This is a genomic window from Candidatus Leptofilum sp., assembly GCF_965223285.1.
Classification (GTDB): domain Bacteria; phylum Chloroflexota; class Anaerolineae; order Promineifilales; family Promineifilaceae; genus Leptofilum.
Genome location: NZ_OZ244997.1, coordinates 1,858,198 through 1,874,843 on the forward strand (window position 1 = coordinate 1,858,198; position 16,646 = coordinate 1,874,843).

The window sequence follows — 16,646 nt, forward strand, 5'->3', positions numbered from 1 at the left end:
CACAGAAACAGTGAGCCTTTCGAGATATTGCAAGAAAGCATTCTCTAAAATCTCTGTGAACTCTGTGGCAAAAAAATATCCACAGCTACAGCTTCGTCAAAATCTCATACCCGGATTTGGTAACCGCCACCGTATGTTCATACTGCGCCGACAGTGAACCATCCTTGGTAATCACCGTCCAGCCATCCTTCAATAAAATCCACTCATGCCCACCTTGGTTGATCATGGGTTCAATGGTAAACGTCATGCCAGGACGCATCTTGGGGCCACGGCCGTTTTGGCGAATGTGCAGCACAGAAGGCGAATCGTGCAAAACACGCCCAATGCCATGCCCTCCCCATTCGCGCACTACCGAGACGCCTTTACTGTCGGCAAAATCATGAATAGCACGGCCAATATCATATAAGTAGCCACCCGGCTTTACTGCCGCAATGCCCACATAAAGTGCCTCTTCGGCCACCTGCAACAAACGCTCTGCCGCCGGAGAAATGGTTCCTACAGGAAACGTGTAGCAGGCGTCCCCACAGTAACCTTTATATTTCAAACCAATATCAATGCCAATGATGTCGCCGTCATTCAAAATGCGGTCATCTGGCAAGCCGTGGCAAACTTCATGGTTCACTGAGGCACAAATAACGCCGGGAAATGGCGGATGGTTGTTGGCACTGCCTTTATATCCTTTGTAAAGTGGTTCAGCTCCCTGCTCGGCAATGTAATTTTCTACCATCTGGTCCAGCATGCGAATGCTGACGCCAGGGCGGATATTTTCTTTTAACAAAGCAAAGCATTCAGCCACCATGCGGCCAGAATCGCGCATTCGGGAGATTGCTTTGGCATTTTTTAAGCGCATAAAACTTCCTTCAGTCAAATTTTCAAATTAGAGGGCGAATTATAACACACAAGAAAAAGAGCCTGCCAATCAACGGCAGGCTCAAGAGTGGGTAATCATGTGAGCACAGGTGACAGTCACTTTTTGTTTTGCCTGGATGTTGCCAAGTCTGAAGTGATTGTCACCTCGATGCTTACGCGAAAGACAGCTACTTTTGCAGGCGGCGCAAGCCAATGAGTTGCAAGATAGCAAACGTGGCCACTGCCTCTGCCTGTAAGCCCACAAACCATCGCCCGGCTACGGTAAACAGCGACCAGCCCAAGCCTAAAATCAAGAAGCTGCCAATGACCCAGGCAAAATCCATGCCAGAAATGATCCGTGCCTGCTGCAAGTCGTTGGCGGCGGCACGGTAGACCATCACGCCAAAGGGCAATAAGCCTAGACCCACAACGAGTACGATCCAGCCCGGTATTTGCGGCCCCAAAAAGCGGGCAATTGAGCCAGAGACCACCACAAACGCCAGTCCGGTTAGCAGTGAAAAAAGCGCATTGGCTTGCAATGTACGGCGCAACAACGTTGCCCGCGGATGTTGTTGATCAGATGAGAGAGATTGTGTTTGCATGTGATTTCCTCCAAAAATTATTTGTTTAGATGAAAACGATTGTAAAAGTAGCGGCCCGTTACCAAATAGATAAATAGCAATGCTAGCGCACCAAGCAAAATGCCCTGCGTTGGCAATGCCTGAATACCATGCTGTATGTGAAACAAAAACAAGGCAACAATAACATTTAGCAAGGCGTAGCCCAGGTTTGCCGACGGCTTATAACCAAATGCGCTTAAAAAGCGGATTCCAAACAGCCCAACGAGCAGATGAGGCATCGCGTTCATCAGGAAAAAGCCGATCAAAAAATCAATCAAGGTCAATTCCATTTACATTCCTCCAATTTTGTCAGGACTTACGCAGTGAAGACTACAATAGTCTTATTCTCTCTGGAATTAACATCATTTGACCCCAGACTTTTGTAGTCTGGTGAGGGCAAATGCGTAAGTCCTATTTGTAAAGAGACAACGTAAAACTACCCGTTTAGACAATGCCAAGTCTATGAAAATTGGTGCCAAATAGTGCCAAATTGGGGGAAGTTGCTGGTGGTCAGGAGCTAATAGGTTGGGCAAGTTGGCGGGAGCGTTCGCGGAGATCGCGGGCCACAAGGCGCGCAGCGGCCGTTTGCCAGTTGTACAAGGTTCGTTCAGGGACTTGGCTGCGGAACCAGTCCAGTACCTCTTTGTATTCTTCTTCATCAAAGGCGCGGCGGCTGTACGGCCGTAAACCCACCACATACGGAAAATAAAGCGCATTGTAATGCCGCCACGCATCTGTCGTGCCAAATTCGCCTGCGTCACGGGGGCGCAGCTTGGCAATGCTCTCGGTGAGCAACGTCTTTAGCTCCGCTGCCCGCGCCAGTGTGCCATCTGCCTGCCCGTTTTGCGAAAGCCGACTAGACACCAAAGGCAGGCGGGTGAGCGGATTGCTGGCTAGCTTGGGCAGATTTCCCATCTGGCTGAGGGCGCGTCGCGTGAGCCGCTCAAATTCAGCAGAGGGCAAATCGAGCGGACCCTGCGCCATTTCCAATCGCTGCGCCACGTCATCTTCCACCCGCTGCGTAGCGCGGGATTGGCGTAAGGTAGGCGCGTTGATGAAGGCGATGCGATCAATGAGCGATTGAACCGGGTCAGAAAACGTTTGGATTAGCACAGAAGCAACCACGCTAGTGAGCAATAGCACGACGAGGGGGAAATTCAGCCCAATCCAGAAATACATCACCAGGATGATTTGTGCCCCAAAAATGAGCGCAGTGAAAAATGAGTAATCCAAGGCCCGTAAAAAATGGTAAACCCACGCTTCTCCTTTATCTGACGCATCGAGTTGGGTAATGACCAGGCCAAAAATGAATAAATCGAGGCCAATAAGGGTAGCTAACCAGGCGGGCACCGTTTGGGTACCAGGAATAATGATGAAGCCAATTGCAATGCCATAGGCCAAAATGCAGCCGAGACTAATCCCAAGCAGCAATTGCTGACGGCCGTATCGTTCCTCCCACGCCTCCCGATTGGGAATAAGCCAGACCATGGCTGCCAACCAGAAAAGCGCGGGCAGCAGTACAAACAGCCGCTGCAAGCGATACAGCGTGACTGCCAAACTCGCCGATGGCGCAAACGTTCCCAGCAGCGTGGCCACGATGCCCGCGGCAAAGGTCAGCATTCCCCCCCCTGCCAGCCAAAGCTGCAAACGACCTGTGTCACGAGCGATAAGGTAGCAGCCGAACCAAAAGGCGAGGAAAAAGAGCAAGGTTTGCCAAATCAGGCTGGATAAGCTCATGAAGAGATTGTACGCAGATGAACCTGCCAAAGGCAAATTGCAGATTGACAAAGCGAATCTATTTAGATAATATTCTATTTAGATTTTTATCTAAGTTACATGAGCTGATTGAACAAGCTGGGAGGCAGCAAATGACCGTTGAAATGATGGTAGATAGACTGGAAGATCTGAAAACGGCCGTTACCCAACGGCTGCAAATTGGCCAACAGCTAGCCGAATTGGGCGATCCGCGACCAGGCGTGAGCGTGAAAAACGGCGTGCCAGAGATCAACTGGCTGCCCGTCTACCCTGGCGGTGAGCTCATGCTGCTACGCCATTGGCAACCAGACACGCCAAATGAAACTGAAAGTTTCAGACAGATCGGCCCCTTCATCGTAGAACCGTTTTACATCAGCAAATATCTGGTTACTTACAAACAGTATCAAACCTTTGTTGAAGCGGAAGACGGGTTTACAAACCCAATCTGGTGGCGAGAATTCCCAGAGGATTTTCAGCAGCAACCATTGGCAAAACAGTACAATCCACGGCCGAATCATCCACGAGATACAGTTTCCTGGTATCAATGTGTCGCTTTTGCCCGCTGGCTCAATCAGCAGCTAACCGGATTTACGCTACCCCACCCCAGCAGCCTGCAGGAATGGGAAATCGGTAAAAACGCCCAAATTCGCTTACCAACAGAGTGGGAATGGCAGTGGGCAGCGCAAAATGGTGTGGAAGAACGGCCGTTTCCCTGGGGTGAAGCCCAACCAAACGTTGCCAACACGGCCGAAACAGAATCAAAACAGACAACGGCCGTAGGCATGTTCCCGCATGGTGCAGCCGCCTGCGGTGCGCTGGATATGGCAGGCAATGTGATGGAATGGTGCTTCAACGACAAAACCAACCCAGCCACGATTGACGCAGCCAGCACCAAAACAAAAGTGCTACGCGGTGGCGATTGGGGGTACAATTTAGCCAACGCAACCACAAACTACTGTGACGATGAAAAACCAGACGGGCTTGACCCACTCAACGGTTTTCGTCTCGTTTTGGGACCAATTTTACAGAATGAGTGACGAACAATTTCAACAACTGCTACAATTTTTCAAAGTGCTGGGCAATGAAAGCCGTCTGAAAATCCTGGGGCTGCTGGCCAATCAAGAGCGCAGCGTTGGCGAACTGGCTGCGCTGCTGGAGCTACGTGAGCCGACCGTTTCCCACCACCTGGCAACCATGAAAGCGTTAGGTCTGATCAACGTCCGCGCTGAAGGAAACAACCGCATTTATTGGCTAGATACTAAGTTTCTGGAAAGCATGAGCAAAGACATCCTGTCCCAAGCTCAGCTTGCCGAGCTGGTGACAGACGACAGCACCAATGCGTGGGAGCAGAAAATTTTGAGCAACTTTGTAGAGAACGGCCGTCTCACCCAACTCCCTGCCCGCTATAAAAAACAGTTTGTCGTTATGAAATGGGTGGCCAATCATTTTGAATTTGGCGTGCGCTATCCTGAAGCCGCTCTCAATGAAACACTCAAGCAGCTTCACCCCGACTTTGCCTCCCTGCGCCGCTACCTCATCGACCACAAGCTGATGGCCCGCGAAAACAACATCTACTGGCGCATCTAACCAAATAAAGGATTGGCAGTCCTCTCAGCAGAAAACACATTCTTTGGCAAAAGGACTGCCAGTCCTGAAATCGACGCTTGACAAAGTGTAAATAATACACTATACTTCTCGCACATTGATTAGTGTAATAGAAACACTTATTGTAATTTAACCCGAAAAGGAGCCTCAACCATGAGCAAATTTCCATCTTTCTATGACCCCAGCCGCATCGGCACGCTCTATTACCCCGACGTTGCCACCATCGCGGCTGAAGCAACCAGCGCAGGCTTAAAGCCCGCTGTTGAGGATAAAGAAGATGTCCATCTGGTCATTATTGACATGCAGGTAGACTTTTGCCACGAAAAAGGGAGCCTGTATGTTCCCGGCGCCATTGGCGACATTCAGCGCACCATCGAATTCATCTACAACAACGCGGAGCGCATCACCAATATCACCTGCTCGTTGGATTCCCACCTGCCTCACCAAATTTTCCACCCGGCGTGGTGGGCCGACGAAGCGGGTAATCATCCCGCCCCATTCACCCTCATCACCTACGATGACATCAAGCAAGGCAAATGGCGACCGCTGGTTGCGCCCGTGCAATCTACCAATTACGTAAAAACGTTGGAGCAGGAAGCCAAAAAGCAGCTTACCATTTGGCCCTACCATGTGATGATTGGCAGCATTGGCAATGCGCTGGACCCGGAACTGTTTACGGCCGTTCTCTACCACAGCATCGCCCGCAAAACCCAACCCACCTGGCTCACCAAAGGCAGCATCCCGCTCACCGAACATTACTCCATCATCCAGCCAGAGGTGCCCGTGCCTAATCATCCGATGGGCGGCAAAAACAAGCCATTTTTGGACACACTATCGAAAGCAGATGTTGTTGTTATCGCTGGGGAAGCGGAAAGCCATTGCGTGCTGGAAACAGTCGAAGATTTGGTGGAAGATTTCAGCAGCCAGCCAGAAGCATTACAAAAAATCTACTTTCTGCGTGACTGCACCTCGCCCGTGCTGCACCCAGACGTCGATTTTCACGCCATCGCGCAGGCGCGCTTTGCTGAGTTTGCCAAGCAAGGCGTCAACTTCATCGACAGCACCGACAAACTGCCTTTTTAAGGATTTAGCCACAGATTAACGCAGATTTACACAGATTTTCTCTGCGTATCTCTGTGTTCCGCTTTTAACGCAAAGGAGAACAACATGACCAACAACAACGGACTTGGCAACCTGGACAATTTATTTCAATCCGCTCAGGCAGATGGCTTAACTGACAACACAATGGATTTAGTAGTTTCTAACTTAAACGGGCCGACGATGGCAACGGCCGTTGGCACCCCCCTCAATCAGCTCACCAGCAACGAAGTCACCCTGGCCATGAACATCATCGACATGAGCGGCTCCATGGGGCCACACGCCAGCGACCTCATCACCGCCTACAATAACGATTATCTAGCCGCTATGCGCAGCTCCAATTCAGCCGACGATATTCTCATGAGTACCATCCTCTTTAACCAGGATGTTACCCTGCTGCATGGCTACATGCCCCTTTCGGACATTCCCCCGCTCAGCCGGGGCAGCTACGCCCCCAGTGGCTCCACCGCCCTATACGATGCTGTCGCTGGCGGCTTCACCAACATGGTGCTTTATGCCCAGCAGCTGCGCCAAAGCGGTGTGATGGTACGCTGCATCATCATTGTTTACTCAGATGGGGGAGACAATGCCTCCAAGCAGCGCGCCCGCCAAATTCGCCGCGCCGCCACCGAACTGCTCAAGCACGAAATCTACACGCTGGCCTACGTTGGCTTCCGCTCCGGCGGCATTGATGCCGCCCAGCTACGCCAGCTTGCCGACGAAATCGGCTTCCCCGACGTGTTGGCTGCTGGACTCAACCACCAGGAACTGCGCCGCATCTTCAACCTGGTGTCGCAATCCACCATTAGCATGAGCCAGCAAGGTGCCATGCCCGCAGGTATGTTTAGCTAAATTGACCAACTTCCGGGAAGTTTTGTTTGGAGAAAACAAATGTTCATTCCGCTCACAACCTTACTCATCATCATCGCCATCACCTTTATGCTGGGCATGATTACCGCCTTTGTCATGGTTATGAACGCCCTGGCCCGCCGACAAAAATGAAAAAGGCCACAAAAGTTTGCTCTACTTTTGCGGCCTATGCCTATTTCAGGAAATTGTTTGTTTATTCGGCTTCCTCAGCGGAGTTGATAATTTTCCCCACTAAGCCGTAATCAATTGCTTCCTGGGCCGACATCCAGAAGTTGCGCTCGGTGTCCTTGGCTACTTTTTCCAGCGGCTGACCCGTCTGCTCGGAGAAAATACGGTTCAGGCGTTCCCGCATCTTGATGATCTCTTCCGCTTCAATCTTGATGTCCTGTGCCTGGCCGCGTACGCCGCCCATCGGCTGGTGCAGCAAAAAGCGGGTATTGGGCAAGCTGTACCGATTTTCACGATCAACGGCTGCGTAAATTAAGGCACCTGCACTGGCAACCCAACCTGTGCCCACAACTTTCACCGTCGGTTTGACAAAACGAATCATGTCAAAGATGGTATCGCCAGATTCCACATGCCCGCCGGGGGAGTTGATGAAGATTTTAATGTCGTCGTCGGAATCGGCTGCCAGCAACATTAATTTTTCAGTTACTTCTTGCGCCAGCTTCATGTTGATTTCGCCAAAAATGGTAATAGTCCGGGTTTCTAACAGCCGATCCAGCATGCTCTTTCTGGGTTTTTCGTTGTTTTCGGCCGTTTCTTGTTCCTCTTCAAATCGAATCATGGTTGTGTCCTTATTGTGGATTTTAGCAAAGTGGACAGAGTTTACCGTGAAATTATTAGATTCAGGTAAAAAAATTCGGTAGGGGCAGGTCGCGAACCGCCCCTACCGATGGCGTCTCCTTAATTTTAGAGACGCAGGTTAGTAAATGCCTTCAAACCGGGATAGATGGCGGAATCGCCCAGGTCGTCCTCGATGCGGAGGAGTTGGTTGTATTTGGCAACGCGGTCGCTGCGGGCGGGTGCGCCCGTTTTGATTTGTCCAGCGTTCAACGCTACCGCGAGATCAGCGATGGTGGCATCTTCACTTTCACCAGAGCGATGAGAGACAACGGCTGTCCAACCATGACGCTGCACCATTTCTACCGATTGAATCGCTTCAGTCAGGCTACCAATCTGGTTTACTTTACACAGCAAGCTGTTGGCAGCATTCCGCTCGAAGCCCATCTGGATGCGCTTGACGTTGGTTACCAGCAGGTCATCCCCCACAATTTGCACCCGGTCACCCAATTTTTCCATCATCAGGGTCCAGGCTTCCCAATCATCCTCGTTTAAACCATCCTCAATGGAGATAATCGGGTATTTGTTTACCAGATCAACATAGAAATCGACCATCTCTGCGCCAGTTAATTTCTTGCCTTCGACCTTCATGTTGTACAAACCGTCTTCATAAATTTCTGAGGCGGCGGGGTCCATCGCAAACATAATTTGCTCACCTGGCTTGTAGCCTGCTTTCTCAATGGCTTCTAGCATCAACTCAAATGGTTCACTGTTGGATTTCACGTTGGGGGCAAAGCCACCTTCATCACCAACCGTGGTGCCGTACCCTTTGCTGGCTAATACCTTTTTGAGGCTGTGGTAGATTTCGGCACCCCAGCGCAGCCCTTCAGCAAAGGTAGACGCACCAACGGGCATAATCATGTACTCTTGCAGGTCGGTGGCCCCGGCTGCGTGCTTGCCGCCATTCATAATGTTCATCATCGGCACGGGCAAGGTACGAGCATACACGCCACCCAGGTAGCGGTAGAGCGGCATTTCCTGGCTGTCGGCCGCTGCGTGGGCTACGGCCAGAGAGGCACCCAAAATGGCATTGGCTCCCAGATTTTTCTTGTTCTCGCTACCGTCTAACTCTAGCATGGCTTGGTCAATACCCACCTGGTCGGTGGCATCCCAACCAACGATGGCTTCAGCAATATCTTCGTTTACGGCCATAACTGCCGCCTGCACACCTTTACCAACATAGCGACCTTTGTCGCCATCCCGCTTTTCCCACGCTTCATGGACACCGGTGGAGGCACCGGAGGGAACGATGGCTCGGCCGTAGCTGCCGTCAAAAAGCTGAATTTCGACTTCCACCGTTGGATTCCCGCGAGAATCTAAAACTTCGCGTCCGCGTACTGATTCAATGTAAGACATGATCACTCCTTCTGTGATTGTGTAAAAGCGAGGCAGGCATGATTCCACTGCTCAAAATCTTTTCGCTTTTACAAATTCCTTCCAAGAATTGTTAATTTGTGCGTTTACAGGTACAGTGGGTTTTGTGGTGGGTCTGTATTGATTGAGTAGGCTAACAGACACTCTGGAAAACTATACAGAAGCTGTCCGGTTCGGGCAAACACAATCTGCATTAAATGTGGCTGCCAAATGTCATATGTCAAATCAACCCAATTATATGGATTGTACCTAATGTCCCCTTGCAAAGTTAGGACCCCCCGGTTATAAAATTCTGTACTATATAATTTGGCAAAACCGATTCAATCATCTGCACTTAATAGACACGCATGAGCGACACGTTATCCATCGATTCCAACCAGATTCACCATCTGTGGCAGAAATTAGCTGAAGAGCTTTTAAATATTTTTGACGCCCACGGGGTTTGTGCCATTGTGGCCAACGAAACGGCCGTATTCAGCCAAACCACCACCGTTGTCGGCGTCAGCGATCCCCAGAATAAATATTTTGATGTGTGGGTGTGCGATAAAGACGGCCGTATCCAGCAAACCCGCTGGAACAAAGAACACGCCTCCTTTGCCAGCTTTATTGCCGCGGGCAAGCCCACCGTGCAAGAAAAATTCAACCAGCCACCGGCGGAGCTAATCCGCAGTGAGCTATGGCAAATCCCGCGTGACCGCATCATGGCCGTGCCGCTGCCCGCACCTGGGCGGTATGCGCCGGTTAGTCCACCCGGCATTTTGTGCCTTATCGATCCCCAAGACGGCCAACTCCTCACCAACCCAGACAATCTTGCCGCTTTGGCCACCCACGTAACCACCGCTCTGGACCGAGCCTATCTGCGGCAAACAGTCGATCGGCAAGATATTGAGTTCGCTGTCGTCTCGGAGATTAGCTACGCACTTACCTCTACCCTGAGCCTGCAAAACATCTACCGACAGCTCATGGAGCCAGTGCGCCGCACGCTCAACGTTGGCTCCGTCTCGGTCGGCCTCATTGAACAACCATCCGGCGATATTATTTTTGTAGATATTCTGATGGGTGAACTATTCAAAGATTTGCCCACCATTCGCCTGAAAAAAGGGCAAGGAATCGCCGGTTGGGTCTCCGAAAATCGCCAATCGGTCATCATCAACGATGTCTATTCCGACAAGCGTTTTTATGCCCGTGTTGATCGCCAATCTGGGTTCCAGACAGAAAACATGATTTGTATCCCGCTGCAAATCGAAGACCGGGTCATTGGCATTTTGCAAGCAATCAACAAGCAAAATGGGGATTTTAACGAGAACGATTTGCGGCTGCTGCAAGCCATTGGCGGCCCGCTGGCGGCTGCTATTGAAAATGCAAGTTTGCACACGGCCGTTCTCGCCGAGAAACGTCGCATCGAAACCATTTTTGCCAATATGTCTGAAGGGATGATGACCGTGGATGCTGACGGGCTGATTACCCACGCCAATGATTCCCTACTCAGCCTGCTCTTCCGTGATCTGCCCTCGCTGCTAGGTCACAAAGCCAACGACATGATTCGCTTTGCCAACGGTAGCCTAAGCGAATTTATGGAGCGTGTCCTCACCGCCGAAGAAGAATATCCCCAACTGGCAACCGACATGAGCCAGAGCGGTGGCAGCACAGTGCCGATTTTGCTCAGTGGCGCGCCCATCCGCGACGAGAATGGGGCAGTCACTGAAATGATCTTTGTTTTTAGCGATTTGAGCCAAATTCGGGAAGTAGAGCGGTTGCGGGATGACTTTTTCCACGGCATTATCCATGAGCTGCGCACGCCGCTGGCCACCATTTTGATGTACGCTCGCTTGCTACGCGAAGGCAAAGCGCAGCAGAAAGAGAAGGCTGACCGCTTCCTGGGCGTGATCGAGCGGGAAAGCGACCGATTGCAAAAGATGGTCCGCCAAATGCTGGAAGTGGTCAAGATGGAAGCCAGCGAGTTCCAGCGCAGCAACGACCTCATCGACCTCAATGAGCTATTTGATGAGATTTTGCCGCCGCTAGCTGACCGCGCCACCGAAAAAGGACTTACTTTCCGCCAGCGAATCGCCCCGGCCATGTCGCCCGTATCCGGCAACCAGGAAACGTATCACCTCATCTTCAAAAACCTGATCGACAACGCGGTGAAGTTCACACTCTCTGGCACGGTGCGGGTTGAAGCCTACGGTGACGGTGGCCAAATTGTGGTTGAGGTGAGGGATGACGGCATTGGCATTCCCAAACAGGCATTGCCCAATTTGTTCGGCCGTTTTTTCAGAGCGCAAACGGCCGTTGAGCGGGGCATTGCTGGCACAGGGCTCGGTCTCTACATGGTCAAAGTCGCCGTCGAAAATTACAATGGCAGTATTGACGTTAAGAGCACGGCGGGCAAAGGCACCACCTTCACGGTCAAACTTCCCATTGCTGAAGTGTAATTTCTCCTACGCTTGTGAGAAAAATCAAAGATTGCGCAGATTATGAAGATTTACCTGCATAATCTGTGAAATCTGTTGATATAATCCCCTCACTTGAAGAAACCTTATCCAACAAGAGATTGATTATGTCAACAAGAATTTACCTTGATCACGGCGCATCTACACCCGTTCACCCGCAAGTTATTGAAAAAATGCTGCCGTTCTGGACAGAACATTACGGCAATCCGTCATCGTCGCATGCCCACGGCCGTTCCGCCAATTTTGCCCTGGATGAAGCCCGCCGCACCATCGCTAGGCTGATGAACGCCCAAGCCAAAGAGATTGTGTTCACCGGCTGCGGCTCGGAAAGCGACAATTTGGCCGTGCGCGGGGTGATGTGGGCGGCGCGAAAAAACGGCGGGGGCAACCACCTGATCACCAGCGCCATTGAACATGAAGCGGTTTTGGAAACGGCCGTTCAGCTACGCGACCATTTCAACTTTGACGTAACGATTTTAGAGGTGGATGAATACGGCCGTGTCGCCGTAGACGACGTTGCCGCCGCCATTCGGCCCGATACAGCGCTCATCTCCATCATGGCCGCCAACAATGAAATTGGCACACTCCAGCCCATTCAAGAAATTGGCGCATTGGCCCATGAACACGGCATTCTGTTCCACAGCGACGCGGTGCAAGCGGCCGCCACCACCCGCTGGGACATGCAAAAGATGCCAATCGACCTGCTCAGCTTTGCCCCCCACAAATTTTACGGCCCCAAAGGTGTGGGGATTTTGTACGTGCGGGAGGGGGTTGAGTTGGTATCTTCGTTGACGGGAGGTGGGCAGGAAAACGGCCGTCGCTCTGGTACCGTTAACGTCGCTTTTGCTGTCGGTGCAGCCGAGGCGTTTAAGCTGGCGCAGGAAAACCGAGAAGCCCAGCTAGCCCATTACACCAGCCTGCGCGATCAGCTCATAGCGGGCATGATGCAAGTTGTTCCTGCCAATGAGATTATCCTCACCGGTCACCCCACCGAGCGGCTGCCCCACCACGCCAGCTTCGCCCTCAAAAATATGAGCGGCAATGACCTGCTCATACACCTGGACATGGCGGGCATTTGCGCCAGCAGCGGCTCCGCCTGCAAAACAGGCGACCCCAAACCCTCCCCCATTCTGGAAACCGTTGGCCTTGATGCTGCCTGGACCACAGGTGGTTTGCGCTTCACTGTCGGCAGCCAGAACAGCCCAGCAGACATCGAGCACGTTATCCAAACCATGCCCACCGTCGTCGAAAAAGTCCGTAAAGTTAGCCAGCTATTTTCTGCCTAATTTGCCATCAAAAAATTGAGATGCCTGTTAGCGTGGTGAATAGTTCTAAAGCGGCCGTTCCCGCCAGAGAATTACCGCTTTCATTTAAGCCCGGTGACCAGACGCAAACGGAGAAGTGACCCGGCATCACGGCCAAAATGCCGCCTCCGACACCACTTTTCCCCGGCAATCCCACCCGGTAGGCAAAATCACCCACGGCATCGTACAAACCACAGGTTAGCATCAGTGATTTGATATATTTCGCCTGTCGGTGCGTGATGAGCTGCTCGTTTGATTTGAGCAGCCGCCCTTCGTTGGCCAAAAACAGCCCAGCCCTTGCTGCATCCAGGCAGCTCATTGCCAGCGAGCAGTGGTGAAAATACGCATCAAGCACAATGGCAGGATCGTTGTGCATGTTGCCAAAGCTCTTGATGAAATTAGCCAGGGCAACATTGCGAAAGCCTGTTTCAGCTTCGGAACGGGCAACTGCCTCATCAAAATGAATAGCGGGATTGGCTGCTAGCATCTGCACGAAGTCTAGAACCGTTTGCCGCGCATCGTTCAAATGGGTGAGGATGATGTCTGTTACCACCAGCGCACCCACATTGATGAACGGATTGCGCGGAATGCCATTCTCATATTCCAACTGCACCAATGAGTTGAACGGTGTTCCAGATGGCTCGCGCCCAATTCGCTGCCAGATTGCGTCCCCCGCTAGCTGCATCGCCAGCGTGAGCGTAAATAGTTTGGACATGCTCTGGATGGAAAATGGTTCGTCTGCGTCACCAATGTGGAAGGAACGGCCGTCTACCATCTGCACCGCCATCCCAAATTTGTGTAGGGGAATATGCGCCAGTTCAGGGATGTAATCTGCCACCTTCCCCTGCCCCAAAAGCGGCTGAACGTGCTGAAAAATGTCGTCTAATATTTGTGGGTAATTCATATCACCTCAATTATAATCTACATCTTAATTGGGCAAACAAACCCGCGTCGCTCACTTTGACCAGCCTTATTTCGCCTGGAAGTATGAGCCCACAGCAACAGCCACTTTTACCATGTAGGCGAACAATTTTCTGATTGTCTGGTATAATTAGTGCATGTCTGAGCAAATCACAATTACCGTTTCCAGCAAGGTTTATCAGCGAATTTTGGAGCAGGCCAAGCAGAGCCGCACTAACGTTTCTGACCTATTAAACGGCGTTGTTGCAAATGCTTTTGTATCAGATGCGTCCGGCGAGACCCCCGCGCAGGAAAAAATGTTGCGCGAAGTTGAGGCGTACAAAAATATGCATGCTCAACTGGTAAGCCAGTATGCGGGTCAATTTGTAGCCATTCACAACGGCCAACTTGTTGACCACGATCCCGACAAAGACGCTTTGTTCTTTCGCGTAAAGCAGAATTTCCCTAATGAAATTGTTTTGCAAAGGCAAGTTTTGGGAAATCCTGATCCGGTTCTACACTTCCGGTCGCCCCGCTTTCAGCAATCATGAACGTTCAGTTTGAGTATGATCGCAGTTACTTGCCGCCAGCCCCTGTTGTGACACTGACGGTGCATGGCTATTCTGACGATGTACAACCCGCCACGATTCAGGCGATGGTGGATTCTGGGGCAGATGGGACGATGTTACCAACGGCCGTTCTCACCCAAATCGAGGCCAGCTATGTAGATTCTGTCCGCATGAGCGGCGTCACAGGTACAGTTGAACGACGAGATCGCTATCGGGTGCGCCTCCAAATCGGCGACATCGTCATCAAGGGGATTGATGCTATTGCTATTAAATCAGAAAACGAAGGCCTGATTGGCCGAGACGTTTTGAACCAACTCATTGTCACGCTCAATGGTTTAGCGGCGGAATTAACTATTGCAGATCAATAAAGATCAATGGAGTCTTGTCCATGCTAATGAAATTTCGCCAGCCAGTTACTGTTTGATTTGGTAACTCAATTAGCCCATCATAATGAAAGATATAGAAATCAAGATTCAAGGACAAGTAAAGTATTCAGATTGGCTTCGAGTCGTGTTAAGAAATTTTTTGATTTCTTTGGTAGGAATATTACTCATTTCCATTGCTTTTTCTTGGTACTTTGCAATATATGATCCATCCCAGTGTCCAATCTGCGTTGGCTTTTTGATTTTTTCTTCGAGTCTTGCTATTTGGACTGTGATCTTAAGCCTACTTACGGTATTCACACTTCATGTTTTTAAAAGACAACATGTATTTGAATCACTAAATGGTTTGATAACCTCCGAAGAAATACAAATTACTCAAGCAAGTTTGAACCAAACGATTAACTGGAAGAGATACGTAAAATTCAAAAAGTTTTCAAAGGTATTATTGCTCTATGATTCGCCATATTCATTTCATATTTTTCCAAAACATATTTTTGAAGGTGAAGAAGATTGGAGAAAATTCGTCGATTTGGTAAAAATCCAGATTAACGCAAAGAAAAAAGATACTTTATGATCCTCAATAATTCAAAAAAGCGCGTGGTTGTGGCCATGAGTGGTGGAGTGGACAGCTCTGTTGCGGCTGCCCTGCTGGTGGAGCAAGGCTACGACGTGGTAGGAATGATGATGCGTCTGTGGAGCGAACCGGGCATCGGCTCGGGTGCACCTGCAAACCGCTGCTGCACCCCAGACCAAATGGCCGATGCGCGGCGCGTGGCTGGTTTGCTGGGCATCCCGTTTTACGTGGTGGATGTGCAAGATCATTTTCGGCAGACGATTGTGCAATTTTTTATTGATGAGCATGACGACGGCCGTACCCCCAACCCCTGCATCGAATGCAACCGCCAAATCCGCTTCACCTACCTGCTGGAACGCGCCCTGGCCTTGGATGCCGACTACTTAGCCACCGGACATTACGCCCAGGTGCGCCACACGCCCAGCGGCTACCAACTGCGCAAAGGACTCGACCCCAACAAAGACCAATCCTACGTCCTGCACGTGTTAGATCAAGAAAAGCTGGGCAAAGTGCTCTTCCCCATTGGTGGCTACACCAAAACAGAAGTGCGCGAGCTGGCACAAAAGTTTGGCCTCCCCGTCGCCAGCAAGAGCGAGAGCCAGGATTTATGCTTTTTGGGCGATGGCAACTACCACCGCTTTTTGCAGGAGTACAGCCAAAAAGTAAGCGCACCCGGCCCCATCCTCACCAGCAGCGGCGAGGAGCTAGGGCAGCACAACGGGCTGCCGTTTTACACGATTGGGCAGCGTAAAGGACTGGGCATCTCGGCCAGCGTACCGCTGTTTGTCCTGCGTAAAGATGTGGCGCAAAATGCCCTCATCGTCGGACCAAAATCAGAGCTGGGGCAGCAAACGTTGATTGCCCGCGACGTGAATTGGCTCAGTGGCCGTCCGCCACAACAACCCATCCCCGCACAAATCAAAATTCGGTACAAAGCCAAAGGCATTCAGGGTGAGGTGGTGAATTTGGGCGACGGCCGTTCCCAAGTAACCTTCCACGAGCCTGTTTTTGGCGTCACGGCGGGGCAAGGGGCTGTTTTTTACGATGGCGACGTTTGCCTGGGCGGCGGGATTATTGCTGACGGAGTGAATGAGCTAAATGGGGAAACGGCCGTTCCCACCCACACCACCCCTTCACTCGAGTTAAACAAAATTCAGGTGCTTTCATGACCACAGCCGCCTCTGGACTCATCCTCGGATTTTTGCTGGCCACAGCCTACGGTGCAGGCTTCCACCTGCTACTGGGTGGCCCTGCCCGGCGCATCATCCTCTACCTGATTTCCGCCTGGATTGGCTTTGCTCTCGGCCACGTGGTAGGCGATCTGCTCAACCTGACCTGGCTGCGTTTGGGTGCATTGCAGCTATTCAGTGCTAGCGTGGGTGCCTGGGTGGCACTCATTTTAAGTTGGTGGCTGGCTGGGGATACGGCCGTTCGCCAATAGGTTCCCGC

18 protein-coding genes are annotated in these 16,646 nt (G+C 51.3%); 11 read left to right on the forward strand and 7 right to left on the reverse strand.

From position 1 onward, the window contains the following. Window positions 1–85: 85 nt before the first annotated feature. From map to ACOQPU_RS08615, 4 genes are all read right to left on the reverse strand, one after another. Window positions 86–850: a type I methionyl aminopeptidase gene (map, locus tag ACOQPU_RS08600; protein WP_420644716.1), complete on the reverse strand. Its 765-nt coding sequence runs from the start codon at window positions 848–850 to the stop codon at window positions 86–88. Window positions 851–1,037: 187 nt separating this feature from the next. Then, a complete protein-coding gene (locus ACOQPU_RS08605) occupies window positions 1,038–1,451 on the reverse strand; it encodes a hypothetical protein (protein WP_420644717.1) in 414 nt (137 codons plus the stop codon). Between the two features lie 17 nt (window positions 1,452–1,468). Further along, complete coding sequence (locus ACOQPU_RS08610) at window positions 1,469–1,759, reverse strand: hypothetical protein (protein WP_420644718.1); 291 nt, start codon at window positions 1,757–1,759, stop codon at window positions 1,469–1,471. A gap of 220 nt (window positions 1,760–1,979) precedes the next feature. After that, entirely contained in the window at window positions 1,980–3,236 is a 1,257-nt protein-coding gene (locus ACOQPU_RS08615; RefSeq protein ID WP_420644719.1) for a hypothetical protein, read from the reverse strand. 101 nt (window positions 3,237–3,337) lie between these two features. On the opposite strand from ACOQPU_RS08615, the gene ACOQPU_RS08620 reads away from it, so the two are divergent. The 4 genes from ACOQPU_RS08620 (at window position 3,338) to ACOQPU_RS08635 (ending at window position 6,779) form a co-directional block, all read left to right on the forward strand. Beyond that, entirely contained in the window at window positions 3,338–4,261 is a 924-nt protein-coding gene (locus ACOQPU_RS08620) for a formylglycine-generating enzyme family protein (RefSeq protein WP_420644720.1), read from the forward strand. Continuing rightward, window positions 4,254–4,811 carry a metalloregulator ArsR/SmtB family transcription factor gene (locus ACOQPU_RS08625; protein WP_420644721.1) on the forward strand — a complete coding sequence of 186 codons (558 nt, stop codon included), beginning with the start codon at window positions 4,254–4,256 and terminating at the stop codon, window positions 4,809–4,811. The genes ACOQPU_RS08620 and ACOQPU_RS08625 overlap by 8 nt, the downstream gene beginning before the upstream one ends. A 171-nt stretch (window positions 4,812–4,982) precedes the next feature. After that, window positions 4,983–5,912 (forward strand): hypothetical protein, encoded by a 930-nt coding sequence (locus tag ACOQPU_RS08630; RefSeq protein ID WP_420644722.1) that lies wholly within the window; start codon window positions 4,983–4,985, stop codon window positions 5,910–5,912. An 84-nt stretch (window positions 5,913–5,996) separates the two neighbouring features. Then, complete coding sequence (locus ACOQPU_RS08635; protein ID WP_420644723.1) at window positions 5,997–6,779, forward strand: vWA domain-containing protein; 783 nt, start codon at window positions 5,997–5,999, stop codon at window positions 6,777–6,779. Between the two features lie 211 nt (window positions 6,780–6,990). Here ACOQPU_RS08635 and ACOQPU_RS08640 read toward each other — a convergent pair whose 3' ends face one another. Both ACOQPU_RS08640 and eno read right to left on the reverse strand, forming a co-directional pair. After that, window positions 6,991–7,584, reverse strand: coding sequence for an ATP-dependent Clp protease proteolytic subunit (locus ACOQPU_RS08640; protein WP_420644724.1), 594 nt, complete (start codon window positions 7,582–7,584; stop codon window positions 6,991–6,993). A gap of 125 nt (window positions 7,585–7,709) precedes the next feature. Then, a complete protein-coding gene (eno, locus tag ACOQPU_RS08645; RefSeq protein ID WP_420644725.1) occupies window positions 7,710–8,996 on the reverse strand; it encodes a phosphopyruvate hydratase in 1,287 nt (428 codons plus the stop codon). Window positions 8,997–9,361: 365 nt separating this feature from the next. Between eno and ACOQPU_RS08650 the strand changes: the two genes are divergently transcribed. Both ACOQPU_RS08650 and ACOQPU_RS08655 read left to right on the forward strand, forming a co-directional pair. Continuing rightward, a complete protein-coding gene (locus tag ACOQPU_RS08650) occupies window positions 9,362–11,449 on the forward strand; it encodes an ATP-binding protein (protein WP_420644726.1) in 2,088 nt (695 codons plus the stop codon). A 125-nt stretch (window positions 11,450–11,574) separates the two neighbouring features. Then, entirely contained in the window at window positions 11,575–12,753 is a 1,179-nt protein-coding gene (locus ACOQPU_RS08655) for a cysteine desulfurase family protein (protein WP_420644727.1), read from the forward strand. A 7-nt stretch (window positions 12,754–12,760) separates the two neighbouring features. Here ACOQPU_RS08655 and ACOQPU_RS08660 read toward each other — a convergent pair whose 3' ends face one another. Further along, entirely contained in the window at window positions 12,761–13,675 is a 915-nt protein-coding gene (locus ACOQPU_RS08660; protein ID WP_420644728.1) for a glutaminase, read from the reverse strand. Between the two features lie 154 nt (window positions 13,676–13,829). Between ACOQPU_RS08660 and ACOQPU_RS08665 the strand changes: the two genes are divergently transcribed. The 5 genes from ACOQPU_RS08665 to ACOQPU_RS08685 all read left to right on the forward strand — a co-directional run bounded on the left by ACOQPU_RS08665 (window position 13,830) and on the right by ACOQPU_RS08685 (window position 16,638). Then, window positions 13,830–14,222 carry a DUF5678 domain-containing protein gene (locus ACOQPU_RS08665; RefSeq protein ID WP_420644729.1) on the forward strand — a complete coding sequence of 131 codons (393 nt, stop codon included), beginning with the start codon at window positions 13,830–13,832 and terminating at the stop codon, window positions 14,220–14,222. Continuing rightward, window positions 14,219–14,608: an aspartyl protease family protein gene (locus ACOQPU_RS08670; RefSeq protein ID WP_420644730.1), complete on the forward strand. Its 390-nt coding sequence runs from the start codon at window positions 14,219–14,221 to the stop codon at window positions 14,606–14,608. The genes ACOQPU_RS08665 and ACOQPU_RS08670 overlap by 4 nt, the downstream gene beginning before the upstream one ends. Window positions 14,609–14,690: 82 nt before the next feature. Further along, window positions 14,691–15,197, forward strand: a complete 507-nt coding sequence (locus ACOQPU_RS08675; protein WP_420644731.1) for a YcxB family protein — start codon at window positions 14,691–14,693, stop codon at window positions 15,195–15,197. Continuing rightward, window positions 15,194–16,366, forward strand: a complete 1,173-nt coding sequence (mnmA, locus tag ACOQPU_RS08680; protein WP_420644732.1) for a tRNA 2-thiouridine(34) synthase MnmA — start codon at window positions 15,194–15,196, stop codon at window positions 16,364–16,366. Before ACOQPU_RS08675 ends, mnmA begins: the two co-directional genes overlap by 4 nt. Beyond that, the gene (locus ACOQPU_RS08685) at window positions 16,363–16,638 is read left to right on the forward strand and encodes a hypothetical protein (RefSeq protein ID WP_420644733.1); all 276 of its coding nucleotides are present in this window, start codon (window positions 16,363–16,365) and stop codon (window positions 16,636–16,638) included. The genes mnmA and ACOQPU_RS08685 overlap by 4 nt, the downstream gene beginning before the upstream one ends. The last annotated feature ends 8 nt before the right edge of the window (window positions 16,639–16,646 follow it).